The following is a 25369-nucleotide window of genomic DNA, read 5'->3' on the forward strand; positions in this document are numbered from 1 at the left end:
GCGTGGGGGCGCGCCGCGTCACACGGATCCTTGTCCCGCGGGGTCGAGCGGCCTGACCTCCACATCGCCCACCCCGCGCAGCGCGAACACGCCCAAGGGCGGCGGCAGCGACGCATCCTCGATGCCTGCCACCAGCACGCGCTGCCCGACCGTCTTGCCGAGTTCCTGCAGCCGCGCCGCGATGTTCGCGGCATCCCCGCAGACCGTCCAGGTGAGGCGCGCGCCGCCCATCTCGCCCACCAGCACCTCGCCGGCCGCGACACCGATACGCGTCTCGCCGAAGCCCAGCGCAACCGCCTCGGGCTGGCGGCGGAAATCCTCCGCGAAGGCATCGATGGCGCGCGCGGCGGCCAGCGCGCGCTGGCCCACATCCTCCATCGCGACCGGCGCGCCGAACACGCCCAGCACGCTGTCGCCGATCAGCCGCTCCAGCGTGGCACCCTGCGCAAGCAAGGCCTGCTCGACCCCGCGCAGGTAGTCGTTCAGCGCCGCGACCACCGCCTGGGGTTCGCCCGTGCGCACCATGGCGGAGAAGCCCGCGAGGTCGGTCATCACCACCGCGACGCGGCGGCGTTCGGGCTGCAGCCGCTCGGCCTCGGGCATCGCAAGCAGCCGTTCCACCACGCCGGTCGGCAGGCGATGCGCGAAGCGGGCGGCCAGCCGTGCCTTCTCCCGCGCCAATCGCAGCGCGGCGGCGGCGGCCTCGGTCAGGCCCGCCAGCAGCGCGGCGGCCGCCGGCACCAGCGGGTCCAGGAGCAGCGGCCCAAGGCGCAGCGCCGCCGCGGCCAGGCCGACCCAGCCGAGCGCGACCAGCGCCGCGCCCACCAGCCCCGCCGCCGTCCGCCAGCGCACCAGCGCCGCCGCCGCCAGACCCAGAAGCAGTGCTGCCAGTGCGCCGGCCAGGGCGCCGCCGGGCGCGCGCAGCGGCACCCAGCCTGTCGCTAGCTGCGCCGCCGCCTCTGCCTGGATCACCACCGAGGGCGTGAAGGGCCCGAGCACCGAGGGCCGCAGTACCGCCGCCCCGGGCGCCGTCACGCCGACCACCACGATCCGCCCGCGCAGCACCTCGACCGCCGGCGCGCCCGCCAGCACCGCCGCGGCCGGGACCTGCGGCACCGACGCGGCAGCCGGATGCAGCCTCAGCAGGGCATCGGGCGGCAGGGCGATGCCCGCGTCGCCCAGCTGCAGCAGCCCCTCGCGCAGGATCAACGCCGGCGCCTCCAGCGCACGGGCCAGCGCCGCGACCGCGAGGCCCGGCAGCAGCGCATCCGGCCCGGCACGCACCAGCATGGGCGCCACGCGCACCACCGCCCCGGGCAGCCCGGCGAAGCCGACCGGCGCCCCGCCCACGGCGGGCGCCGATATGCCGGGCAGCATCTGGAGCGCCGAGAGGTCCGGCGCCCCCAGCACCACCATGCCCGGCCCGGGGGGCGGCGGGCCGGTGCCCGCCAGCACGGCCTGCACCGCGGGCGCCGAGGCGAGTGCCGCCGCCAGCGCGGCATCGCCCGGCGCGGGGTCCGGCAGCGCGACATCGAGAGCGATCGCGGCTGGGCGCGCCACCGCCGCGGCCGCCAGCAGCCGCGCCAGCGTCGCCCGCGGCCAGGGCCAGGGACCATGGGCCGCGAGCGCAGCCGCATCGATCGCGACGATCACCACCGGTGTGGTGCGATCGGGCGGGCGCGGCACGGCCTGGACCAGCAGGTCGGTCGCCGCATCGCGCGCGCGTTCGGCAATGCGCGGCGCCAGCAGAGTCGCGACCACCAACAGCCCGGCGGCGATCGCGCCGGCCTTCATGCCGTCGCGCCCGCGCCGGGGGGCGCGTGGGGCGGCCGTCGCTTCATGCCTCGCCCAGCGCGCGCAGGGCCTCTGGGTCCAGCAGGCGCAGGCCGGCGCGGGCAGGTTCCACCAGGCCGCGGGCGCGGAAATCCGCCAGCACGGCATTCACCTTGGGGCGCGTCGCGGCGACCAGCGCGGCGATCTGCCCCTGCGGCAGGCGCACCAGGCCGGACGGATCTGCCTTGGACAGTTGCAGCAGCGCCGTGGCCAGCCGCGCCTGCAGCGTGCGCAGCCCGACCGATTCCGTCTGGTCGGTGGTGCGGCGCAGCCGGCCGGCCAGGGTGCGCAGCAGCGCGCCGGCCACCGTCGCGTCGGTGGCGATGATCGCTGCGGCGTCGGCATGGCGGAACATCAGGGCACGGACTGGCGTGAGCGCGGTGGCGTCCGCGCTGCGCGGCCCGCCGTCGATGAGCGCGATCTCGCCGACCGGCTCGCCCGGCCCGGCGAGCCCCAGCGTCAGCTCGCGCCCGGCGGCGGAGGCGAGGTGCAGCCGTACCAGGCCATCGAGCACCACGAGCATGCCCTCTCCGGGGTCGCCGCGGCGGAAGATGGTGGCGCCCGCGTCGTGGCGCACCTGGCGCGCCGCGGCGGCCAGCAGGTCGCGCGCCGCGGGCGGCACGCCCTCCAGGATGGGCAGGCGGTCAAGCAGCCGGCGGGGGTCGATCTCGGTCACGGGGCGCCATTCTGCCCAGCCGGCCGGCGCGACGCCATGCGCCGTCGTGCGCCCGGGGGGGCGCCCTGCACCCGCTCCCCGGCCGGGCAGGCGCCGGGCTCAGCCTGGAGCGCGGCCATGGCGCGTCGGCCCCGGTGCCGTCAGAGCACGAAGTCGGCGACGTTGAGCAGGAAGGCACCCTCGATCCGCACCTCGAGATCCGCGGTGCGGTCGCCATTGGTGTCGGCGCGCAGGATGGTGACGGATTCGCCGCCGCCCACCACGTAGATGTCGTAGCGCAGCTCCCCCGCGGTGCCGGTGAACTGGCGGTCGCCGCGGAAGGTGAAGGCATCGTCGAAATCGCTGAAGCCGCCGCCGCTGTCGCGCGCGTCGATCAGCGACAGGTCGATGCGGTCGATCCCCTGTTCGAAGTCGCGGATGACGTCGCGCGCCTGCATCTGGCTGTCGGTCTCGCGCCAGAATGTGAAGCTGTCCGCGCCGCTGCCGCCGGTCAGCGTGTCCTGCCCTGCGCCGCCGATCAGGGTGTCGGCGCCGCTGCCGCCCCACAGCTGGTCGTGATCCGCCTCGCCGCGCAGCCAATCATTGCCTGCGTCGCCGAACAGGGCATCGTTGCCCTCGCTGCTGCGCAGGTCGTCGTTGCCCGAACCGCCGTGCAGCGCGTCATTGCCGCCATCCCCCGCCAGCATGTCGCGGCCGTCGCCGCCGTGGAGCACGTCGTTGCCCTCGCCGCCCAACAGGTCGTCGTCGCCGGTGCCGCCGCGCAGGATGTCGTGGCCGCCACCGCCGCGCAGGTCGTCGTCGCCGGAGCCGCCCTCGAGGAGATCGTCGAGGTCTCCGCCGCGAACATAGTCATTGCCGCCGCCGGCCATGACATGGAAGGCGAAGTCGGCATTGCTGCCGAAGGACAGTGAATTGGCCGCGTCATTGCCGAAGATCGGTATGCGGAACATGGCTGCATCCTTTGCCTGTTGCCGCGGGGTGCGGCCTGGCAGGCAGGATGACGCGTGCCGGCTGCACCGCCTGTTCCCGCGGGAACAGGGCGTGGGTCAGCCGCGCGCCAGGTGTGCGGGCACCTTGAGGCCGAGCCGCCGCGGCACCGGCCAGGTCTCGCGCACCGTGCGCAGGCGCTGGAAGCCGGCCGCGACATAGGCCGGCAGAGCGCGCGGGTGGTCCGCCGTGCAGGTGTTCACAGTGACGGCCGCGCGCCCCGCGGCCCAGGCCGTGTCGATCGCGTGGCGCAGGAAGGCGCGGCCGATCCCGCCGCCGATCGCCCAGGGCATCAGGCCGAAATAGGCCAGGTTCACGACATGAGTCGCGCGCCGGTCCAGTTCGTAGAAGCCGGCTGGTTCACCATCCCGGACCAGCACATGGACCGAGATGGCCGGCATCGCGAGCAGCGCCGCGAGGTCGGCATCGGACGCGGTGCGCCGCATCCACCAAAGCCAGGGCTCGCCCACCGTGTCGTACAGGTAGCGGTAGAAGGGCACCGAACAGCGCGCCGCATGATCCACGCGCAGCCCGTGCGGCAAGGGGCGCGGAGGGTCGGTCGGCGGTGCCTCCATGCGCAGGAAGGTGACGTCGACCGCCACCTCCTCGATGCCATCCGAAAGCGTCGCCGCCATGGCCGCGTCCCTCTCCCCGTGCCGTGACTGTCGCGGCACGGCGCGGCGCCGGTCAAGCCGCGCGCGCGGATCAGTTGTCGAGGAACGACCGCAGCTTTCGCGACCGCGACGGGTGCTTCAGCTTGCGCAGTGCCTTCGCCTCGATCTGGCGGATGCGTTCGCGCGTCACGTTGAACTGCTGGCCAACTTCTTCCAGCGTGTGGTCAGTGTTCATGCCAATGCCGAAGCGCATGCGCAGCACGCGCTCCTCGCGGGGCGTCAGGCTGGCCAGCACGCGGGTGGTGGCCTCGCGCAGGTTCGACTGGATCGCGGCATCGAGCGGGATGATCGCTGCCTTGTCCTCGATGAAGTCGCCGAGGTGGCTGTCTTCCTCGTCGCCGATCGGCGTTTCGAGGCTGATCGGCTCCTTGGCGATCTTCAGCACCTTGCGCACCTTCTCCAGAGGCATACCGAGCTTCTCGGCCAGTTCCTCGGGCTGTGGCTCGCGGCCGATCTCATGCAGCATCTGGCGGCTGGTGCGCACCAGCTTGTTGATCGTCTCGATCATATGGACCGGGATGCGGATGGTGCGCGCCTGGTCGGCGATGGAGCGCGTGATCGCCTGGCGAATCCACCAGGTCGCGTAGGTCGAGAACTTGTAGCCGCGGCGGTATTCGAACTTATCGACCGCCTTCATCAGGCCGATGTTGCCTTCCTGGATCAGGTCGAGGAACTGCAGGCCGCGATTGGTGTATTTCTTGGCGATGGAGATCACCAGGCGCAGGTTCGCCTCGATCATCTCCTTCTTGGCCTGCGTCATGTCGCGCTCGCCGCGCGACACGGTGGCATAGACGCGCTTGTATTCGGCCACCGGCATGCCGGTCAGGTTCGCGACTTCCGCGATGCGGGCGCGGATCGCCTCGACCTCGGTGGAGGACTTCGCGACGAAGGCCTTCCAGCCCTTGCCGGGCAGCGCGCCCACGCGCTCCAGCCAGGCGGGGTCGAGCTCGCTGCCGCGCCAATGCTGCAGGAAGTCCTCGCGCTTGACCTTCTGCGCCTCGGCCAGGCGCAGCACCTGGCCTTCGAGGACTGTCAGCTTGCGGTTGAGGCCCTTGAGCTGGTCGACCAGCTCCTCGATCCGGTTGTTATGAAGGTGGACCTTCTCGACCAACGAGATCAGCTCGCGGCGCGACTTCTCGTAGGTCTTCTCGCCGCGCCCGGCCAGTTCCTCGCCGGAGGTATAGGCCTCCATGCGCTTGTTCGAGAGCTTGGCCAGCTTGCCATAAAGGCTTTCGATCTCGCCGAAGGTGGCCAGCACCTCGGGCTTCAGCTTTTCCTCGAGAGCCGAGAGCGACAGGCCCATGCCCTCGCCTTCCTCGCCTTCTTCGAATTCCTCCTCGGCGGCCGGGGCAGGCGTGCCGTCGGGCGTGCCGGCGGATTGCGTGGCTTCCAGGTCGATCACATCGCGCAACAGCATGCGCGGCGGCGTGGCCTTCACCGCCTCGTGCCAGCGCAGGATGGCCTGGAAGGTCAGGGGGCTCTCGCACAGCCCCCCGATCATCATGTCGCGCCCGGCCTCGATGCGCTTGGCGATGGCGATCTCGCCTTCGCGGCTCAGAAGTTCGACCGAGCCCATCTCGCGCAGGTACATGCGCACCGGGTCGTCGGTGCGGCCGAGGGATTCCTCGTCGACGTTGCCGCCGGACTCCTCCTCGTCCTCGCCATCCTTCTTCTCGGCGGGCTTGGCGGGGGCGGCGTCGCCGTCCTCGGTCTCCTCGGCCTCGACCACGTTGACGCCGGCCTCGCTCAGCGTGGCCAGGGTGTCCTCGATGGTCTCGGAGGACACCTGCTCGGGCGGCAGGGCGGCGTTCATCTCGTCATAGGTCACGTAGCCGCGCTCCTTGCCCCGGGCGATCAGCTTCTTCACGGCCGCCGACTGGGTATCGAGCAGCAGTCCTTCGACCTGCTCGTCCCGCGTCTCGGTCGTCTCGGTCCCTGCCGCCGCCTTGCTCGCCATGCGCATCCCGCTCCGTCAACGCGTCGGGGCCGCCGGCGGAACCGGAAGCCCGAGATAAAAAAGCCCCTACCCTATGCGGCGTCACCCGCCGTGCCCGCCGCCTCGTCGCCGCGGCGGACCGCCTCGAGCTGTTCGGACAGCCGCTTGAGGCGCAGTTCGGCGGCCGGGTCGTTGGTCTCGATCAAGGCCGTCAGCGCTTCCTGCTGCTGTTCGCGCAACCCCGACTCTCCGCCAAGCCGGGCAAAGAAGTGCCAGAAGCCTTCGTCGACCTCCCCGGGCAGGGCCTCCGGCCGTGCCGCGGCGGGAAGGCCGGCGGGCGAAAGCGCCCAGGCCGCGGCATCTTCAAGACCGGTTTGTGCGAGGTGGGCGATCAACCCCTCGGAGTCAACCCGTTCGGTCCCCCCATGCCATGCGAGAATCGCGGCCCGAAGCTGCGCGGGGGGGCCATCGGGCAGGTCGAGCAGGCCGACGGCCTCCTCGGCCTGCGCCAGCAGCCAGGGGTGGCGCAGCAGGATCGCGAGCAGCATCCGGGCCCGTTCGGCCAGCACGGGGCCCGCGGTGATGGCCGGGCGCGCAGCGCGGCGCGGCGCCGGACGGCCGCCCTTCGCCGCCGGGCGCGAGGCGGCAAAGAAGCGATCGAGCAACACCCGCCGATATTCTGCCGCCAGCGCCTTGTCCGGGATGGCCCCGGCCGCCCCGGCCAGGCGGTTGCGCAGGGCCGCGCGCTGCTCGGGGGTCGCGGCGGGCCGGCCTTCGGCGACCAGGCCGTAGAGCGCCTCGGCCATCGGCTGGGCGGCGTCCAGCACAGACTGGAAGGCGGCGCGCCCGCCGCGGGCGGTCAGCGTATCGGGGTCCTCGCCGGCGGGCAGGGTCGCGAAGCGCAGCGTGCGCTCGGTGGTGATCAGCGGCAGGGCGGTCTCGGCCGCACGGGCGGCGGCGCGCGCGCCCGCGGCGTCGCCATCGAAGCACAGCACGGGTTCTGGGTTGAGGCGCCACAATTCCTCGAGCTGTTCGGGCGTGAGCGCGGTGCCGAGCGGCGCGACCGTCCCTGTGAACCCGGCCTGGTGCAGCGCGATCACGTCCATGTAGCCCTCGACCGCCACCACCGGGGCGCCGCGGAAGGCGCCCTCCCGCGCCAGGTCGAGTCCGTACAGGCTCATGCGCTTGCGGAACAGCGGGGTCTCCGGGCTGTTCACGTATTTCGGCTGGCCATCGCCCAGGATGCGGCCGCCGAAGGCAATCACGCGCCCACGGCGGTCGCGGATCGGGAACATCACCCGCGCATAGAAGAAGTCCCGCGGTGGGTCGCCGGCCTCGCCCGCGCGCAGCAGGCCGGCTTCCAGCATCTGCTCCTCGGAGATGTCCTCGGGCCGCAGGTCGGCAGCGATCGCGCCGCGCCCGGACGGCGCCCAGCCGAGCATGAAGGCGCGGATGGTCGCCTCGGTCAGCCCGCGCCGAAGCAGGTAGTCGAGCGCGGGGCGGCCCTCGGGCAGGAACAGGCGGCGGTGATAGGCTTCGGCCGCTGCGGCCATGACCGCGTGCAGGTCGCGGGCGCGGCGTTCGCGAGCGGCCTCCTGCGGGCTGGGCTTGGGCACATCGAGGCCGGCCTCGGCGGCCAGGCGCTCCACCGCCTCGGGGAAGGCGGCACCCTCGGCGCGCATGACGAAGGTGATGGCATCGCCGTGTGCGCCGCAGCCGAAGCAATGGAAATGGTCGTCATACACATAGAAGGATGGCGTCTTTTCGCCGTGGAAGGGGCAGCAGCCCTTCCAGTTGCGCCCCGATTTCAACAGCCGAGTCTTGCGGCCGATCAGGCCCGGCAGCGGGGTGCGGGCGCGCAGCTCGTCGAGGAAGGCGGGCGGGAGGGCCATGGGCGGGTCGGCCATTTACCCCCGAGCGAGGGCGCGTGCGAGCCGGATTTGCGCCCGGCCGCCCGCACGGCTATCCAGCCGGCCTTCCCGACCACGAGGTATCGCACCATGACCCCGGCCGAACGCGCCGCCGTGCAGGCGCATCTCCGCCGCCTGTTCGGCAACAACCGCATCGCCGTGACCGCGCCCGAGCGCAAGGGTGGCTCGACCGAGCTCAAGGTCGGCGACGAGTTCATCGGCACGATCCATCGCGACGCCGAGGATGGCGAAGTCTCCTACGCCGTGCAGATCGTGGTGCTGTCCGAAGACCTCGAGATGCCGAACTGACCGGGGCGGCGGGCGCTCACGGCCGCCGCAGGCGCCCGGGCCATAGGATGGCCACGACGCCGAGCAGCAGCGAGAGCACCGCGACGGGCGCCAAGACCCAGACCTCCCAGTCCGACGCCGCATCGACAGCCGCGGCGGACTGCACGAGGGTCGGGTTCTCCGGGTCATAGACCACCTGGATCCGCTGGCCGGCCACCGGCAGCGGCGGATAGACCGGCTGGCGGCCCTGCGCCTCGATCGCGTGGCCCTGCGCGCTGGTGAAGGCAAAGACCGGGTAGTAGGTGCGCCGCTGTTCGAACCAGCCGTGGCGGTGGTCCTGGTGGTCGAGCCGCTCCAGCACCGCCTCGATCCGCAGGCCGCGGCTGGACAGGGCGTGGCGGTCACGCATCTGGGTCACGATCAGCGCGCCGATCAGGCACGCCAGGCCGAAGCTGAGCGCCGCCACGCCCCAGCGCGGCCGCGGCGCCGGCGGGGGCGGGACCTCCCGGCGTCGGCGGGGCCGGCCCGGGCGGTGCGGACGGCGGCGGCGGCCCATGGCGACTTCAGCCGCCGAGGCGCGCCTTCACCAGCGGCCCGGCCTTGGCCATGTCGAGCGTCGCGGCGTGCTTACCGCGCAACGCTGCCATCACCTTGCCCATGTCCTTGATGGACGTCGCACCGGTTTCGGCCAATGCGGCATCCACCGCGGCGGCCATGGCGGCATCGTCCATCTGCTGCGGCAGGAAGGCTTCGATCACGGCGATCTCGGCTTCCTCCTTGGCGGCCAGTTCCTCGCGCCCGCCCTGGCGGTACATGGCCACCGATTCCGCGCGGGACTTGGCCATGCCGCGCAGCATGGCGACGATGCCGGCATCATCGACCGGCGGGCCGGGACGGGCGGCGATGTCGGTGTCCTTCAGCTTGGCCGTGATCATGCGCAGGGTGGAGACGCGCGCGGCCTCGCCGGCCCGCATCGCGGTCTTGAGTTCGTCGGTGAAGCGGGCGCGCAGGTCCATGGCGTGTGTCCTCGGTCGGTTCGGCGGGGATATAGCGCGGCGACCGCCTGGGAGGAAACTTCCCACTCACTGGATTCTGCTTGCGGTGGGAAATCACTTCCCGGCATAACCCTGCGCATGCGCACCGTGGAAGAGATCATCGCCCTGCTGGGCGGGCCCGAGGCCGCCGCCACCCGTTGCGGGGTGGGCACCGAGGCCATCCGCAAGTGGCGCCAGGCCCGCGCCATCCCGGCCAAGCACTGGCCCGCCGTGCTGGCCGCGACCGGCCTGACGCTGGCCGACCTTCCCGGCACGCCCGCCGAAACCCCCAGGACGGAGCCTTCCATGGCCAGCCCCGACACCCCCCCCGACGGCGCCACCGGCTGCCTGGTGCTGGCCGATGGGACGGTCTTCTGGGGCCGCGGCTTCGGCGCCGAGACCGCCTCGGTCGGCGAGATCTGCTTCAACACCGGCATGACGGGCTACCAGGAGACGCTGACCGACCCGTCCTATGCCGGGCAGGTCATCACCTTCACCTTCCCGCATATCGGCAATGTCGGCACCAACATCGAGGATATCGAGACCGTCACCCCCGCCGCGCGCGGGCTGATCGTCAAGCAGGACGTGACGGAACCGGCGAACTACCGCTCCACGAAGCACCTGCATGACTGGCTGGTGTCGCACGGTATCCCGGGCCTGGCAGGGATCGACACGCGGGCGCTGACCGCGCGCATCCGTGACGCCGGCGCGCCGAATGGCGTCATCTGCCACCGCGCCGATGGCCGCTTCGACATTCCCGCGCTGAAGGCCCAGGCCGCCGGCTGGCCGGGCCTGGAAGGCATGGACCTGGCGAAGGAGGTCACCACCCGGCAGTCCTTCTCCTGGGACGAGACCGAATGGGCCTGGCCGGACGGCTTCGGTCGGCAGTCGGCGCCGAAGCACAAGGTGGTCGCGGTGGATTACGGCGCGAAGCGCAACATCCTGCGCTGCCTGGCCTCGTCCGGCTGCGAGGTGGTGGTGGTGCCCGCCACGGCAACCGCCGAGGACATCCTGCGCCACAAGCCCGATGGCGTGTTCCTGTCGAACGGCCCGGGCGACCCGGCGGCGACCGGCGTCTATGCCATCCCGGCGATCCAGGGCGTGCTGGAGACGAAGCTGCCGGTGTTCGGGATCTGCCTGGGCCACCAGCTGCTGTCGCTGGCGCTGGGGGCCAAGACCTACAAGCTGGCGCGCGGGCATCGCGGCGCGAACCAGCCGGTGAAGGACCTGGAGACCGGGAAGGTCGAGATCACCTCGCAGAACCACGGCTTCGCGGTCGACCCGAAGACGCTGCCCGCGAATGCGAAGGTCACGCATGTCTCGCTGTTCGACGGCACGAATGAAGGCATCGCGGCGACCGACCGTCCGGCGTTTTCCGTGCAGTACCATCCGGAGGCGAGCCCCGGCCCGTCCGACAGCCACTACCTGTTCGACCGCTTCGTCGCGATGATCGAGGCGCACAAGGCCGCCGCCTGACGCGGCAGGTCCATCGAGGGGGAAAGTCATGTTCGATCTTTCGGGGCGCGCAGCACTTGTGACCGGCGGGAATGGCGGCATCGGCCTGGGCTTCGCGCGCGGGCTAGCCAAGGCCGGCGCCAGCGTGATGGTGGCCGGGCGCAACGCGGCGAAGAACGCGGCGGCGGTGGCGGAGCTGACGGCGCTCGGCGCGCGCGCCGACAGCATCGAGGTGGATGTCACGGACGAGGCGTCGATCCGCGCCATGGTCGCGACGACGGCTGAGCGTCTCGGGCGGCTGGATATCCTGGTGAACAATGCCGGGACGAATATCCGCAACCGGCCGGAACTCACGCGCATGGAGGACTGGCACACCGTGCTGTCCACCAACCTGACGTCGGGGATGATCGCTGCGCAGGCGGCCTATCCCTTCCTGAAGCAGGGCGGCGTCGGGCGCGTCATCAACAACGGGTCGATGCTGTCGATCTTCGGGCTGCCCTTCCATGCGGCGTATGGGGCATCGAAGGGCGGCGTGGTGCAGATGACGAAGTCGATGGCTGTCGCGTGGGCGGCGGACGGCATCACGGTGAACGTGATCCTGCCGGGCTGGATCGACACCGACCTCACGCGCAAGGCGCGGCAGGACATGGCGAACCTGAACGACGACGTGCTGCGGCGCTCGCCGATCAAGCGCTGGGGCAATCCGGGGGATTTCGAGGGCGTGGCGGCGTTCCTGGCGAGTGACGCGGCGGCCTTCATCACCGGGGTGGCGATTCCGGTGGATGGCGGGTTCTCGGTGCACGGCTGAGCTATGCCGGCCGTCGAAACCCTGCTGGTCTTCGCTGCCCTGTCGCTCGGCCTCGCGGCTACGCCGGGGCCGAACATGCTCTACCTCGTCTCCCGCGCGCTGGCGCAGGGGACGGGGGCGGGGATGATCTCGCTCGTGGGCTGCCAGGCCGGGTCTCTGGTCATCATGCTGTGCGCGGCGGCGGGGCTGACCGCCGCGCTGTTCGCCGTGCCGTATGCGTGGGACGTGCTGCGGATCGGCGGCGCGGCCTATCTGCTGTTCCTCGCCTGGCAATGCGTGCGGCCGGGCGGGCAGCCGATTTTCTCGCCACGACCGATGCCGCAGGAACCGCCGCTGCGGCTGTTCTCGGTCGGCTTCGCGACTGCGGCGCTGAACCCCAAGGTGGCGATCTTCTACGTGGCGGTGCTGCCACCCTTCATCGACCCGGCGCTCGGCTCGGTGTTCGTGCAGGGCGCCGTGCTGGGCGCGGTGCAGATCGGTGTCGCCATCATCTTCGACGGGCTGCTGGTCTATGGCGCGGCCGGCGTGGCGCGCTTCCTCGGCACGCGGCCGGGCTGGATGGCGGCGCAGCGCTGGATCCTCGGCGCCGCGCTAGGGTTGATCGCCGTGAAGCTCGCAACGGAAAGCCGCGGCTGATGGATATCCTCGCCGGGATCTTCGCGCTCGCCTATTCGGGCCTGGTGCTGTTCATGCTCTCGGCCAGCCTGCGCAAGCTGATGCCGCCGATGCGCGCGGCGCTGACTGCCTTCGCGCTGTCCGTGACCGTGCATGGCGCGACCACGCTGATGGCCGGGCCGCAGGCGATGGCGGCGCTGGCCTTCTGGGGCATTCCGCATCTGCTGGTACTGCCGTTGTTGTTGCTGAGCGCCAGGCGCCAGCAACGCGCGATGGAGATCCGCTGATGTATGCGGGCCTCGATGCGCTGTTCGAAGGCGCGATCGCCGCGCTGGTTCTCATGCTGCCGGCCATCGTGCTGTTCTGGCGGATGACCGCGCTGCTCGGCGCCGGTACGCGCGCACTGCGCCCGGCCGTGACCTGCTGCGCCGCCTATGGCGTCATGGCGGCGATCGGGGCGCTCTGGGCCTTCAACACGCAGCGTCCGAGCCTGGTGGATGAAGCCATCATCGGTCTGTTGATCGTCGGCGGCCTGGTCGCGACCGTCGCCTTCCTGACGCTGCTGCTGTTTCCGCGGAAGGCCTGACGGATGCTGCGGATGCTGCCCCTGATGCTGCTTCTCGCAGCCTGCGGTGTCGCCGGCTGGCAAGACCCGCCGCGTGGGCTGCAGACGCTCTGCGACGACGCCGGTGCGCGGTCCAACATCGGCCCCGAGACGCGCCTCGACGCCCGCCCACGCCCCGAATGCCGGCCCGCCGCCGCCACATCTTCACGCTGAGCCCACGGACACCCCCCATGCCCAAGCGCACCGACATCAAGTCCATCCTCATCATCGGCGCCGGCCCGATCGTGATCGGCCAGGCTTGCGAGTTCGACTATTCCGGCGCCCAGGCCTGTAAGGCGCTGCGCGCCGAGGGCTATCGCGTGATCCTGGTGAATTCCAACCCGGCCACCATCATGACCGACCCGGGCCTGGCGGATGCCACCTACATCGAGCCCATCACGGTCGAGATCGTCGAGAAGATCATCGCCAAGGAACGCCCCGACGCGCTGCTGCCGACCATGGGCGGGCAGACCGCGCTTAACACGTCGTTGAAGCTGGCCGAGGCCGGCATCCTGGAGAAGTACGGCTGCGAGCTGATCGGTGCGAAGGCCGAGGTCATCGACAAGGCCGAGGACCGTCAGAAGTTCCGCAACGCGATGACGAAGATCGGCATCGAGAGCCCGCGCAGCGAAGTGGCGCACACCATGCCGGAGGCCTGGGAGGCGTTGAAGATCGTCGGCCTGCCCTGCGTCATCCGTCCGTCCTTCACGCTGGGTGGCACCGGCGGCGGCATCGCCTACAACAAGGAGGAATTCGACCAGATCGTCGCCTCCGGTCTCGCGGCCTCGATGACCACCGAGGTGCTGATCGAGGAAAGCGTGCTCGGCTGGAAGGAGTTCGAGATGGAGGTGGTCCGCGACCGCGCGGACAATTGCATCATCATCTGCTCCATCGAGAACCTGGACGCGATGGGCGTGCATACCGGCGACAGCGTGACCATCGCACCGGCGCTGACGCTGACCGACAAGGAATACCAGCGCATGCGCGACGCGAGCATCGCGTGCCTGCGCGAGATCGGCGTCGATACCGGCGGGTCGAACGTGCAGTTCGGCATCAATCCGAAGGATGGCCGCATGGTCATCATCGAGATGAACCCGCGCGTGTCGCGGTCCTCCGCGCTGGCGTCGAAGGCGACCGGCTTTCCCATCGCCAAGGTCGCGGCGAAGCTGGCCGTTGGCTACACGCTGGATGAATTGCAGAACGACATCACGATGGTCACGCCGGCCTCCTTCGAGCCGACGATCGACTACGTCGTGGTGAAGATCCCGCGGTTCACGTTTGAAAAATTCCCCGGCACACCGGCGACGCTGACCACCTCGATGAAGTCGGTGGGCGAGACCATGGCGATCGGGCGGTCCTTCGCCGAGGCCCTGCAGAAGGGCCTGCGGGGGCTGGAGACCGGGCTGTCGGGCCTTGATGAAGTGCCGGTGCCCGGCGACGGTTCGGCGCAGGCCTTCCACGCTGCGCTGGCCACCCCGCGCCCCGACCGCGTCCTGATGGCCGCGCAGGCGATGCGTGCGGGCGTCTCGCTCGAGGACATCCACGAGGCCTGCAAGTTTGACCCCTGGTTCCTGCGCGAGGTCGAGAAGATCGTTGCCGCCGAGACGCAGGTTCGCGCGAACGGCCTGCCGAAGACCGCGGATGCGATGCGCAAGCTGAAGGCGCTCGGCTTCTCCGACACCCGGCTGGCCAGGATCGCGGGCGTGAAGGAAGCCGATGTCTTTGCGGCGCGCGACCGGCTCGGCGTGCATCCAGTGTACAAGCGCATCGACACTTGCGCCGCGGAATTCGCCTCCGAAACCCCCTACATGTATTCGACCTATGAGGGCGGCTTCGGCACGCCCGAATGTGAATCGCGCCCCACGGCGCGCAAGAAGGCCATCATCCTCGGCGGCGGGCCGAACCGCATCGGGCAGGGGATCGAGTTCGACTATTGCTGCGTTCACGCCTGCTACGCGCTGCGCGATGCCGGCTACGAGACCATCATGGTCAACTGCAACCCGGAGACGGTCAGCACCGACTACGACACCTCCGACCGGCTGTACTTCGAACCGCTCACCGCCGAGGACGTGATCGCCCTGATCCGCAAGGAACAGGAATCCGGCGAGGTGATGGGCTGCATCGTGCAGTATGGCGGCCAGACGCCGCTGAAGCTGTCCCAGGCGCTGCACAAGGCCGGCATCCCGATCCTGGGCACGTCCGCCGAGGCCATCGACATCGCCGAGGACCGCGAGCGCTTCCAGATGCTGCTGAAGGGCCTCGGCCTGAAGCAGCCGCAGAACGGCACCGCGCGGACCATCGACGAGGCCATCGTCGAGGCCAACCGCATCGGCTACCCGGTGGTGGTGCGCCCGTCCTATGTGCTGGGCGGTCGTGCGATGGAGATCGCGCACAATGACGAACAGTTGCGCCGCTTCGGCGCCGAGGCGGTGAAGGTCTCGGGCGAAAACCCAATCCTGATCGACCAGTACCTGGCCGATGCGATTGAGGTCGACGTCGACTGCATCTGCGATTCCGCGGGCCAGGTCTATGTCGCGGGCGTGATGGAGCATATCGAGGAAGCCGGTATCCATTCCGGTGATTCCGCCTGCTCCCTGCCGCCCTATTCGCTGCCGCCGGCGATCGTCACGGAACTCAAGGCCGAGACGGAAGCCATGGCCCGCGCACTGAAGGTGCAGGGCCTGATGAACGTGCAGTATGCGGTGAAGGACAACGAGATCTTCGTCCTGGAAGTGAACCCGCGCGCATCCCGCACCGTGCCCTTCGTGGCGAAGGCCACGGGTGTCGCGGTGGCGAAGATCGGCGCGCGGGTGATGGCGGGCGAATTGCTCTCCGCCTTCAAGCTCGATGACGACGCCGTCTCCCGCCATGTCGCGGTGAAGGAAGCCGTCTTCCCCTTCAACCGCTTCCCGAATGTCGATGTCATCCTGGGACCCGAGATGAAATCCACCGGCGAGGTGATGGGCCTCGACCTGTCGTTCGAACGCGCCTTCCTCAAGGCGCAGCTCGGTGCCGGGGTGAAGCTGCCCGAAGCCGGCACCGCCTTCATCTCGGTGAAGGAGACCGACAAGGCCGCGGCGGTCACCATGGCCCGCCGCCTGGCCGAGATGGGCTTCCGCATCACCGCCACCCGCGGCACCGCCGCGCGCATCCGCGAGGCCGGCGTGGAGTGCCAGGTGATCAACAAGGTGCTGGAAGGCCGCCCGCATTGCGTGGATGCCATCAAGTCCGGCGACATCCAGCTGGTGATCAACACCACCGGCGGTGGGCAGTCGGTTTCGGACAGCTTCGACATCCGCCGCAGCGCGCTGACGCATGGCATTCCGCACTACACGACGGCGGCCGGTGCGAGGGCGGCGGTACACGCGATTGCGGCGCTCAAGGCCGGAACCCTTGATGTAGCCCCCCTGCAAGCGTATTTTGCTACGTCGTTCTGACTGTTCCGGGGCCTCACAAGGCCCCTGATCTGTCTCCCCCCATCGACCGCCAGGCCTGGCTGAACCGGACCCAGCGCCGGTGGGGCATCGTAGTGTTGGGAAGGTTTCGCCGTGCAGAAGTTCCCGATGACCGCCGAGGGCCTCGCGCGCCTCGAGGAGGAGCTGAAGGTCCTGAAGGGCGAGGAGCGCCCCGCGATCATCCGCGCGATCGCCGAGGCGCGCGCCCATGGCGACCTGTCCGAGAACGCGGAATACCACGCCGCGCGCGAACGCCAGTCCTTCATCGAGGGCCGCATCGGCGAACTCGAAGGCATCATCCCCTCGGTCGAGGTGATCGACGTCTCGCGCATCACCGGCGACCAGGTGCGCTTCGGCGCGAAGGTCACCATCGTCGACGAGGAGAGCGACGACGAAAAGACCTACCGCATCGTCGGCCAGTACGAAGCCGACATGAAGAACGGGTCGATCTCGGTGACCTCGCCGCTGGCCAAGGCGCTGATGGGCAAGAAGGTCGGCGACGCGGTCGAGGTGCCGGCGCCGGGCGGTGCGAGGTCGGTCGAGATTACCGCCGTGAACTACGCCTGATGCATCGGGAATGCGCCTATGGCGCATTCCACGCCCGACGCCGGATGCTCCCCCACCCGGCCACCATCCAGGATACTGTCGTTGGGTTGCCTGGTGGGGGAGCGGGCCGGTGCCGGACCCGATACATGCATCGGCCAGGGCGCGCCGGGGCACCGGACGCGCCCTTCGTTTTTTGACCCTGAGGATCGCCATGACGCCCGTGAACGCGCTTCGCGCCGAGGATGCCGCACCCGTCGCGCCGATGGTGACGCTGGCCGATATCCGCGCCGCGGCCGAGCGCATCCGCGGCGCCATCCTCCGCACTCCCACCATCGAGAACCCCGCGGTCAGCCGCGCGGCGGGGGCGCGGGTGATGCTCAAGCTCGACAACCTGCAGGCGACCGGCGCCTTCAAGGAGCGTGGCGCCGCGAACCGCCTGGCGCTGCTGACCGCCCGCGAACGCGAGGCCGGTGTCATCGCCATGTCCGCCGGCAACCATGCCCAGGCGGTGGCGCGCCACGCGCAGCTGGCTGGCGTTGCCGCCACCATCGTGATGCCGCGCTTCACCCCCGCCACCAAGGTGGTGCGCACGGAATCCTGGGGCGCGCGCGTCGTGCTGCATGGCGAGACGCTGGCCGAGGCCGCCGCCCATGCCCACGACCTGGCGCTGCGCGAGGGCCTGGTCTTCATCCATCCCTATGACGACCCGGCGGTGATCGCGGGCCAGGGGACCATGGCGCTCGAACTGCTCGAGGACGCGCCGCAGGTCGATGCGCTGGTCATCCCGATCGGCGGCGGTGGGCTGTGCGCGGGTGTCGCGACCGTCGCGGCATCGTTGCGGCCGGGCATGCCGGTGTTCGGCGTGGAGGTACAGGGCTATCCGGCCATGGCACAGCGCCTGGCAGGCGAGCCGGTTTCGGTCGGCGGGCCGACCATCGCCGAGGGCATTGCGGTACGCGACGTGGGCGAATTGCCGCTGGCGATCCTGCGGCGCTGCCACAACGAGGTGCTGCTGGTGCCCGAGCGCGCGGTGGAACAGGCCGTGGCCCTGCTGGCCGAGGGCGCCAAGGTGGTGGCGGAAGGAGCGGGCGCGGCGGGGCTGGCAGCCGTCCTGACCTATCCCGAGCGGTTCCGCAACCGCGTCGTCGGCACGACCGTCTGCGGCGGCAACATCGATGCGCGCGCGCTGTCCAACGTGCTGCTGCGGCAGTTGCTGCGCGATGGGCGCATCCTGCGCCTGCACTTCGATATCCCGGACCGCCCGGGCGTGCTGGCGGACATCGCCAAGCGCATCTCGGATGCCGGTGGCAATGTGATTGAGGTGAAGCACCAGCAGCTGTTCGGTGCCCCCACCGTTCAGAGCACCGAGCTGCACCTGATGATCGAGGTGCGCGACGCCGCCCAGGGCGATGCCATCATCGCGGCGATGGAGGCGGCGGATTATGTCGTGCGGCGGGGCTGAAAGCCCGGTCGCCGCACGCCGAATGAATCGCTCGCGGCGGGGCTGAAAGCCCGGTCGCCGCACGCCTGGTGAATGTCGTGCGGCGCGGCCGAAAGCCGAGCCGCCGTCAGGCCCGCGCAGCCCCCCGAGCGGTGACCCCGCCTAGAACAGCGTGAACTTGCCCTGCGTGATCGTCAGCGTCAGCTCCACGCCGTACCCGGTGCCCGGAATGTCGAGCGCCAGCACCACCGGGTCGCCGCTGCGGGCATAGGTGTTCACCGCGTTCCAGGTGTAGTTCGTCGCCACCTTGATCTTGTCGAAGGACTCGGTCGTCAGGTTCATCGCCTGCAGCGCAGGCATCGCCGCGCGTCCCGCCTGGCCCGCCCCGCGGCGCAGATGGCTCAGCGTTCCCAGCATGCTGCGCGCGATCGGCCAGATCGTGTCGATCTCCTTCGCACCGCGCAGCAGCTTCACGATGCCATCGAGCTTGGCGCCGAAGGCGACGTTCAAGGCCCAGTCGTCGATCTGCAGCCCGTCGATCGAGAAGATCGACCGGCAATCCAGCACGAACACGATCGTGCCGCCGAACAGCGACCCGCCGAGCCCCGGCCCGAGGCGCGTGCTCTCGATGGTGAAGCCGGAGGCGTGGTTGGGGTTCTCCAGGTTGAAGATGTAGCCGCTCGTGCTCTCCATGCCCGCGCCGATCACGGTGCCGCCGAACTTCACCCCGACGCCGAACCAGGTGTTCCGCGCATTGAAAATGCCAGTCATGCCGACTCCTGCGGTAGAGCGCCCCGGTGGCGACTTTACCGACACCGAAACATCCCGATAGGCCAGAAGAACCCGCGCCCAGGACACGCCGGGGTTGCAGGGCACCCGGCTGCTTCACTGCGGCTTAAGGCGGGCACGGCATCCTGGCCGCGCGGGTGGTCCGCGGGCAGGCATGATGACGACGTCACTGATCGATGGGCTGGGCGGTGTGGCCGGCTTCGGCGAGAACGCGATCGCGCGCACCGACGATGGCTCATCGACCTTCATCGACCTCAGGCCGGCGCTGCCGGCGGGGCTGAACTTCTACGGCTTCGTCTTCACCGGGCTTTGGGTGAACAACAACGGCAGCGTGTCCTTCGCCGCGTCGCTGTCGGCCTTCACGCCCACCGCGATCACCGGCGCCAGCGCCAATCCGCTGATCGCCCCGTTCTGGGCGGATGTCGATACCCGCGGTGGTCCAGGCGCGCCTTCTGCGGGCGGGACCTCTCGCGGCAGCAACCAGGTCTGGTACGACATTGATGCCGCCAACGGCGTCTTCACCGCCACCTGGGACGATGTCGGCTACTTCACCCGCAAGACCGACAAGCTGAACGCGTTCCAGTTGCGCCTGCATCAGGTGGGTGATTCCGGCGACTTCGACATCGAGTTTCGCTACGAATCCATGGCCTGGACGACCGGCGACTTCTCCGGCGGGTCGGGCGGGCTGGGCGGCACGGTGGCGCGCGCCGGCTATACCTCGGGCAACGGGGTGGATTTCCTGGAACTGCCACAGGCAGGCAACCAGGCCGGGATGCTCGGCCTGCCGGGGGCGAGCAACATCGACGACCCGGGCAGCTTCGTGTTTTCCATCCGCAACGGCGCGGTGCAGGGGCGCGTGTCGGTCGGCGATGCCCGCATCGAGGAAGGCAACGGCGATACGCCGTCCTTCGTCGTCGTGCCCGTCACGCTCTCCACGCCCGCCGATGGTGCGGTCGAGGTGCGCTACGCCACCCAGAACGGCACCGCCGCCGCCGGGCGTGATTTCGGGGCGCAGCGCGGCACCGTCATCTTCGCGCCCGGCAGTGCGACCCAGGAGATCCGCATCGAGATCCTGGGCGACCGGCGGCTCGAAGCGGACGAGACCTTCACGGTCCGCCTGCTCTCCGCCACCGGCGCGACGCTGGGCGATGCGCGCGGCATCGTCACCATCCTCAACGACGAAGGGCTGCGCGTCGACGACGCCACCGCGGTCGAGGGCATCGCCGGTACGCCGGGCAGCATGGTCTTCACTGTCCGCCTGCTCGCCGCGCTGGACGACGCTGTCACGGTGGACTGGGCCACGGCCGACGGCACGGCGCAGGGCGGTCTCGACTACGTCGCGAGCTCCGGCAGCCTGACCTTCGCACCCGGCGAGACGCAGAAGCAGGTCACCATCAGCCTGGTCGGGGACGCCGCCAGCGAAACCGCGGAGACCCTGTCACTGACCCTGTCCAACGCCGCCGGCGCGCCGATCGCGCATGCCAGCGCGACCGGCACCATCACCGACGACGACCGCATCCTGATCGACGACGTCACGGTGGTCGAAGGCACCGCCGCCACGCCGGGCAGCGCTACCGTCACGATCCGCCTTGCGGGGCCGACTGACCAGACCATCACCGTCGACTACGCGACCGAGGACGGCACCGCGGTCGCCGGGGTCGACTACACCGCCACCAGCGGCACCGCGACCATCGCTTCCGGGCAATCGAGCACGACCTTCACCATCCCGATCCTGCGCGACGCCGCTGTCGAAGGCACCGAGGGCTTCGTTATTCGCCTGTCCAACGCCTCGGGCGCCACGATCGGCGACGACGTGTCGCAGGCCACGCTGCTCGACGACGACGGCTTCTCGATCAGCGATATCTCGATCCAGGAGGGCACCGGCGGGTCGATCAACCTGACCTTCACTGTCACCCTCGCCTCGGCGATGGCCGGCACCACCACGGTGGACTACGCGACCTCCGACGACACCGCGCTGGCTGGGACGGACTACACCGCGGCGTCCGGCACGCTGACCTTCAACGCGGGCGTGACCACGCGCAGCTTCACCGTGCCGATCTTGAGCGACAGCGACTTCGAAAGCACCGAGGCCTTCACCGTCACGCTGTCCAACGCCACCGGCGGCGCGGGCATCCTGCGCGGCACCGCCCAGGGCAGCATCCGCGACGACGACGGCCTCTCGGTCGCGGACGTGTCGGTCAACGAGGGCACCGGCGGCGCCACCACCGCGACCATCACGGTCACCCGCACCGACACCAACGCGGCGGCCAGCGTGGACTGGACCACGGCCGACGGAACGGCCACGGCGGGCACCGACTATACCGCCGCCTCCGGCACCCTCGGCTTCGGCGTGGGCGAGGCCAGCAAGACCATCGAGATCGCGATCGCTCCCGACGCGGGCTGGGAAGCGAACGAGGCCTTCCGGATCGTCCTGTCCAACGCCACCGGCGCACCGATCGTCGATGCCAGCGGATCGGTCACCATCGTCAACGACGATGCCCGCGACGCGCCGGTGATCGACGTGCTCGATGCGCGCCTGACGGAAGGCAATGGCGGCGCGGCGGTGATGCGCTTCACGCTGGGGCTGTCCTACGCCGTCGGCAATGACGTCGCGGTCTCCTACGCCACGGCTGATGGCACCGCCGCAGCAGGGGGCGACTTCACCGCCGCCGCGGGCAGCGTCACCATCCTGGCCGGGCAGCGCAGCGCCGTGATCGACGTGGCGATCCTCGACGACGCGGTGGTCGAGGGGAACGAGACGCTCACGCTGACGCTGTCGAACCCGGCCGGCGGCGCCACGCTCGGTCGCACGCAGGCGACCGGCATCATCGTCGACGACGATGCGCGCTTCGACATCGCCACAACCGACACGATCCGCGCCGAGGGCGATTCAGGCACCATCACCTACACCTTCACCGTGACGCGGTCGGGCGACCTGGCGGTGGCGCATGCCGTGCGCTGGTCGGTGGTGGGGGACCGCGGCCCGGGTGCCTCGGCCAATGCGGCGGATTTTGCCGGCGGGGACCTGCCCACGGGCCTGCTGATCTTCGCGGCTGGGCAGACCGCCCGCAGCATCACCGTGCAGGTCGCCGGCGACACGGTCGCCGAGGGCCAGGAGGGCTTCGCCGTGCGCCTCCGGGGCCCCGGTCCGGGCGCTACGATCGGCACCGCGCAGGCCGAAGCCGTGATCGACAACGACGATGTCTTCACCGGCACGACCGGCGGCGACACGCTGCGCGGCAGCCGCTCGGGCGATACGCTGTCGGGCGGCGAGGGCAATGACCTGCTGTTCGGCAATGCCGGCCCTGACGTCATCCTGGGCGGAAACGGCGACGATACGATCACCGGCGGTGAGGGCGCCGACGCGCTGTCGGGCGGCGAGGGCGATCGTGACGTGCTGTCCTATGCTGGGGCGACCGCGGGCGTGACGGTGGACCTCGCGGTTGGCCGCGGGACGGGCGGCGAAGCGCAGGGCGACACGATCGACGGCTTCGAGATCCTGCGCGGTGGGTCCGGCGACGACAGCCTGGTGGGCGACGGGGCCGACAACACGCTGGTCGGCGGTACCGGCGCCGACACGCTGCACGGCGGCGATGGCGACGACCGGCTGGTGGGCGTCGTCATCCCCGAGGATGCCGGTGCGCCGGATGCCGGCAACCTCATGGTCGGCGGCGCGGGGAACGACACCTTCGTGGTCGGCGCCGAAGCCGACATGGTCGTCGAAGCGGCCGATGGCGGCACCGATACGCTGATCGCGCTGCGGTCCTTCGCCCTGGCCGACCATGTGGAACGCCTGCTGCTGGGGGCGGGGGCGCTCGAAGGCACCGGGAACGACCTCGACAACGTCATCCGCGGCGGTGCCGGCGACAACCTGCTGCGCGGCCTGGCGGGCAACGACACGCTGTATGGCGGCGAGGGCGCCGACACGCTGGTGGGCGAGAGCGGGGCCGACATGCTCGTCGCCGGCGAAGGGGCGGACCTGCTGCGCTACCTCTCCCTCGAGGACAGCCCCCGCGCCGCGCGTGATGCGGTGTTCGGCTTCGCCTCGGGCGAGGATCGGATCGACCTCGCGGCGATCGGCACCGCGATCGGCGGCTGGGGCGGGGCGCGCTTCGTGGCCGCGGCGGAATTCACCGGCGCGCGCCAGGTCGCCTGGGATGCCGCGGCGCTCATGCTGCGCGTCGAGGGCGACGGCGACCTCGCGACAGTCGAGATGGCCATTCGCTTCGATGCCAGTACCGTCGTGGTCGAGACCGACATCATCTTCGCCTGACGCGCCGCGCCCTCACCCCGTCGGCGCGTCCTTGCGGCGGTGGTCGAAATTGGTGCGGTTCAGGTTCATGCGGTGGTCGATGTAGCGCAATGGTTCGTAGCGCGGCGGATCATCGGGGCTGGTGCAGCTTGGCACCACGCGGATCACCGCCTCGTTGTCCGGGCCGTAGAAGAACGGGATGGCGTAGCGCGCCTCGTTGGCCTGGTTGATCACGCGGTGCGGGGTGGGTGCGAAGCGGTCGTTCGAATAGCGGCCGAGCATCTCCGCTGTGTTCACCACGAAGGTGCCGGGGATGGCAGGCGGGCGGATCCAGGTGCCTTCCTTCGTGCGCACCTCCAGCCCCGGCAGGCGCGACTGCGCCAGGAAGGTGGTGAAGTTCGTGTCGATATGCGGCGCGAAGCCGAAGGTCTCGCCATCCACGGCCGGCTGGGGTTCGTAGCGGATCAGCCGCAGCGTGCAGGTCGGGTCGGTGAAGTCGCGGTCGAAGTAGTCCGGCGGCAGGTCGAGCGCGGTGGCGAAGGCCGGCAGCAGCCGGTGCGCCAGGGCCTGCATGGTGGCGAAATACGCCATGGTGGCGGCGCGGAATTCCGGCAGGGCGGCGGGCCATTTGTTCAGCCCCACCATCGGGTGCCCGGCCAGGATCTCCGGGTCATCGGGCGTGCGGTCGCGCACAATGTAGAAGCTCTCGTTGCGGTTGGGCCGCTTGTTCGCGTGCACGGTCGATGTGCGGATGGTCTGCGCGCCCATCGGCAGGTAGCCGATGTTGATGTCGCCGACCTTGAGCGCGAGCTTGTCGTCCATCGGCAGGTCGAAGAAGCGCGCGGATTGCGCGAAGGTGTCGGCCACCATGCGTTCGGGCACGCCGTGGTTGGCCAGCACCAGGAAGCCGGTGTCGCGGCAGGACCGCGCGACATGGCGCGCCAGATCCTCCCGCGCGCCGGGCGCGCCGGCCAGATACGGGCCGAGGTCGAGCACCGGGATGCGGCCCTCGGGGCCCGGGATGTCGGCATGCTGGGCGATGGCGCTCATGGTGGTCCTCCCGGGGGCTGCGCGGCAGCCGTTCATTCTGCGCGACGGCGCGCGCTACTCCGCCACGCGCGTCCAGCCCGCACCGGGGTCGAAGCGCGTGATGCCGGCCGCGATCCGCGCCGTGTCGGGCCCCAGATCCTGTTCCCAGACCGTGCCGTGGTGGCTGACCAGGAAGGTCTTGATGCCCGAGACGCCATAGCGGGCGGGCGTGGCGATCGCGGCCCAGCCGCCGATCATCCGCCCGTTCACCACGTAGTCCACCGCACCGCCGGGCGCGGACTCACCCTGCGAGTCCAGCATCCGGAACAGGTAGCCATGGAAGGGCGTCGGCGTGTCGCCGCGCCCGCGCGCATAGCCGCCGGCGCTGGCGGCCGCCGCGAGCGGGCCGAGCGGGCTTGGCGCCTCGCCCTCCGCCGTCGGCCAATACAACCCGTCGCGCTGCCCGGGCGCCGAGAAGAAGCGCCGTGCATAGGTGCGCAGCGCGCCCTGGCGCCCGGCCGTGGCGGCGTAGTCGTCCTGTGCGTCCACGATGGCGCGCAGCGCCTCGATGGTGTCGAGTTCGTTGCGCCCGATCCGGCGGTCGATGATCTCCTGCCCCGCGGCGGCCGTGTCGAAGCGCCAGGCGCCGCCGCGCTGCACCAATGGCACGGGCAAGGGCCACCCATCCGCACCGACTTGCAGCACGGCGCGGTCGGGCGTGGGCCGCAGGATCTCGGCGCGGGCGTCGTATTCGCGCAGGAAGCGTTCGCGTGCCGTGCGGTCCGCCACCGGATCGCCGGAGCGTACCAGCCGCAGCCCCGCGCTGCCCAGCACGCGCACCGCCTGGCGGTCGCTGTTCGCCCGCAGAGCAGCGACCAGCGCGGCGAAGCCATCCTCCGGCGTGCGGAAGGTCTGGGGCGGGACCGGGCGCGGCGCGGCCTGCGCGGCGAGTTCGGGCGCCGGGGTCTGCGCTGGGGCGCCGGTCGCCGCCAGCAGCAGCCCGACAAGCGCAACGAGAGTGGTCCTGGTCATGCCCT

General features: G+C 70.6%; 22 protein-coding genes. 11 read left to right on the forward strand and 11 right to left on the reverse strand.

Annotated features, from left to right (window positions below):
• Positions 1–18 precede the first annotated feature (18 nt).
• From MWM08_RS00295 to dnaG, 6 genes are all read right to left on the reverse strand, one after another.
• On the reverse strand, positions 19–1794 hold the full coding sequence (locus tag MWM08_RS00295; RefSeq protein ID WP_244457479.1) for a CHASE2 domain-containing protein: 1776 nt from the start codon (positions 1792–1794) through the stop codon (positions 19–21).
• A 43-nt stretch (positions 1795–1837) separates the two neighbouring features.
• Positions 1838–2509, reverse strand: coding sequence for a Crp/Fnr family transcriptional regulator (locus MWM08_RS00300; protein WP_244457480.1), 672 nt, complete (start codon positions 2507–2509; stop codon positions 1838–1840).
• 140 nt (positions 2510–2649) lie between these two features.
• On the reverse strand, positions 2650–3459 hold the full coding sequence (locus MWM08_RS00305) for a calcium-binding protein (RefSeq protein WP_244457481.1): 810 nt from the start codon (positions 3457–3459) through the stop codon (positions 2650–2652).
• Positions 3460–3555: 96 nt separating this feature from the next.
• Positions 3556–4131: a GNAT family N-acetyltransferase gene (locus tag MWM08_RS00310; RefSeq protein ID WP_244457482.1), complete on the reverse strand. Its 576-nt coding sequence runs from the start codon at positions 4129–4131 to the stop codon at positions 3556–3558.
• Between the two features lie 70 nt (positions 4132–4201).
• Positions 4202–6127, reverse strand: a complete 1926-nt coding sequence (gene rpoD, locus MWM08_RS00315; RefSeq protein WP_244457483.1) for an RNA polymerase sigma factor RpoD — start codon at positions 6125–6127, stop codon at positions 4202–4204.
• A 71-nt stretch (positions 6128–6198) separates the two neighbouring features.
• Positions 6199–7998 (reverse strand): DNA primase, encoded by a 1800-nt coding sequence (gene dnaG / locus MWM08_RS00320; RefSeq protein ID WP_244457484.1) that lies wholly within the window; start codon positions 7996–7998, stop codon positions 6199–6201.
• Between the two features lie 108 nt (positions 7999–8106).
• Between dnaG and MWM08_RS00325 the strand changes: the two genes are divergently transcribed.
• A complete protein-coding gene (locus tag MWM08_RS00325; RefSeq protein WP_198371244.1) occupies positions 8107–8325 on the forward strand; it encodes a DUF3126 family protein in 219 nt (72 codons plus the stop codon).
• Between the two features lie 16 nt (positions 8326–8341).
• On the opposite strand, the gene MWM08_RS00330 is transcribed toward MWM08_RS00325, so the two are convergent.
• Complete coding sequence (locus MWM08_RS00330; RefSeq protein WP_244457485.1) at positions 8342–8770, reverse strand: DUF3592 domain-containing protein; 429 nt, start codon at positions 8768–8770, stop codon at positions 8342–8344.
• 97 nt (positions 8771–8867) lie between these two features.
• Entirely contained in the window at positions 8868–9320 is a 453-nt protein-coding gene (locus MWM08_RS00335) for a GatB/YqeY domain-containing protein (protein ID WP_244457486.1), read from the reverse strand.
• A 117-nt stretch (positions 9321–9437) separates the two neighbouring features.
• Between MWM08_RS00335 and carA the strand changes: the two genes are divergently transcribed.
• The 9 genes from carA to MWM08_RS00380 all read left to right on the forward strand — a co-directional run bounded on the left by carA (position 9438) and on the right by MWM08_RS00380 (position 18283).
• Positions 9438–10814: a glutamine-hydrolyzing carbamoyl-phosphate synthase small subunit gene (gene carA, locus MWM08_RS00340; protein ID WP_244457487.1), complete on the forward strand. Its 1377-nt coding sequence runs from the start codon at positions 9438–9440 to the stop codon at positions 10812–10814.
• Positions 10815–10842: 28 nt separating this feature from the next.
• On the forward strand, positions 10843–11601 hold the full coding sequence (locus tag MWM08_RS00345; RefSeq protein WP_244457488.1) for an SDR family NAD(P)-dependent oxidoreductase: 759 nt from the start codon (positions 10843–10845) through the stop codon (positions 11599–11601).
• A 3-nt stretch (positions 11602–11604) separates the two neighbouring features.
• A complete protein-coding gene (locus MWM08_RS00350; protein ID WP_244457489.1) occupies positions 11605–12237 on the forward strand; it encodes a LysE family translocator in 633 nt (210 codons plus the stop codon).
• Positions 12237–12503, forward strand: coding sequence for a hypothetical protein (locus MWM08_RS00355; protein WP_244457490.1), 267 nt, complete (start codon positions 12237–12239; stop codon positions 12501–12503). Before MWM08_RS00350 ends, MWM08_RS00355 begins: the two co-directional genes overlap by 1 nt.
• On the forward strand, positions 12503–12802 hold the full coding sequence (locus tag MWM08_RS00360; RefSeq protein ID WP_244457491.1) for a hypothetical protein: 300 nt from the start codon (positions 12503–12505) through the stop codon (positions 12800–12802). The genes MWM08_RS00355 and MWM08_RS00360 overlap by 1 nt, the downstream gene beginning before the upstream one ends.
• A 24-nt stretch (positions 12803–12826) precedes the next feature.
• Positions 12827–12994, forward strand: coding sequence for a hypothetical protein (locus MWM08_RS00365; RefSeq protein ID WP_244457492.1), 168 nt, complete (start codon positions 12827–12829; stop codon positions 12992–12994).
• Between the two features lie 17 nt (positions 12995–13011).
• Entirely contained in the window at positions 13012–16257 is a 3246-nt protein-coding gene (gene carB, locus MWM08_RS00370; protein WP_244457493.1) for a carbamoyl-phosphate synthase large subunit, read from the forward strand.
• A gap of 111 nt (positions 16258–16368) precedes the next feature.
• Positions 16369–16842, forward strand: a complete 474-nt coding sequence (gene greA, locus MWM08_RS00375; protein WP_244457494.1) for a transcription elongation factor GreA — start codon at positions 16369–16371, stop codon at positions 16840–16842.
• Between the two features lie 241 nt (positions 16843–17083).
• Positions 17084–18283 (forward strand): threonine ammonia-lyase, encoded by a 1200-nt coding sequence (locus MWM08_RS00380; RefSeq protein WP_244460036.1) that lies wholly within the window; start codon positions 17084–17086, stop codon positions 18281–18283.
• A 141-nt stretch (positions 18284–18424) separates the two neighbouring features.
• On the opposite strand, the gene MWM08_RS00385 is transcribed toward MWM08_RS00380, so the two are convergent.
• Positions 18425–19033, reverse strand: coding sequence for a hypothetical protein (locus MWM08_RS00385; RefSeq protein WP_244457495.1), 609 nt, complete (start codon positions 19031–19033; stop codon positions 18425–18427).
• A 175-nt stretch (positions 19034–19208) separates the two neighbouring features.
• Between MWM08_RS00385 and MWM08_RS00390 the strand changes: the two genes are divergently transcribed.
• Positions 19209–23324 (forward strand): Calx-beta domain-containing protein, encoded by a 4116-nt coding sequence (locus MWM08_RS00390; RefSeq protein ID WP_244457496.1) that lies wholly within the window; start codon positions 19209–19211, stop codon positions 23322–23324.
• A 12-nt stretch (positions 23325–23336) separates the two neighbouring features.
• Here the strand turns inward: MWM08_RS00390 and MWM08_RS00395 are convergent, their stop codons facing one another.
• Both MWM08_RS00395 and MWM08_RS00400 read right to left on the reverse strand, forming a co-directional pair.
• Positions 23337–24353 carry an isopenicillin N synthase family dioxygenase gene (locus MWM08_RS00395; protein WP_244457497.1) on the reverse strand — a complete coding sequence of 339 codons (1017 nt, stop codon included), beginning with the start codon at positions 24351–24353 and terminating at the stop codon, positions 23337–23339.
• 54 nt (positions 24354–24407) lie between these two features.
• Positions 24408–25364, reverse strand: a complete 957-nt coding sequence (locus MWM08_RS00400; RefSeq protein ID WP_244457498.1) for a DUF2950 domain-containing protein — start codon at positions 25362–25364, stop codon at positions 24408–24410.
• Between the last annotated feature and the right edge of the window lie 5 nt (positions 25365–25369).

It is taken from the genome of Roseomonas fluvialis (assembly GCF_022846615.1).
Classification (GTDB): domain Bacteria; phylum Pseudomonadota; class Alphaproteobacteria; order Acetobacterales; family Acetobacteraceae; genus Neoroseomonas; species Neoroseomonas fluvialis.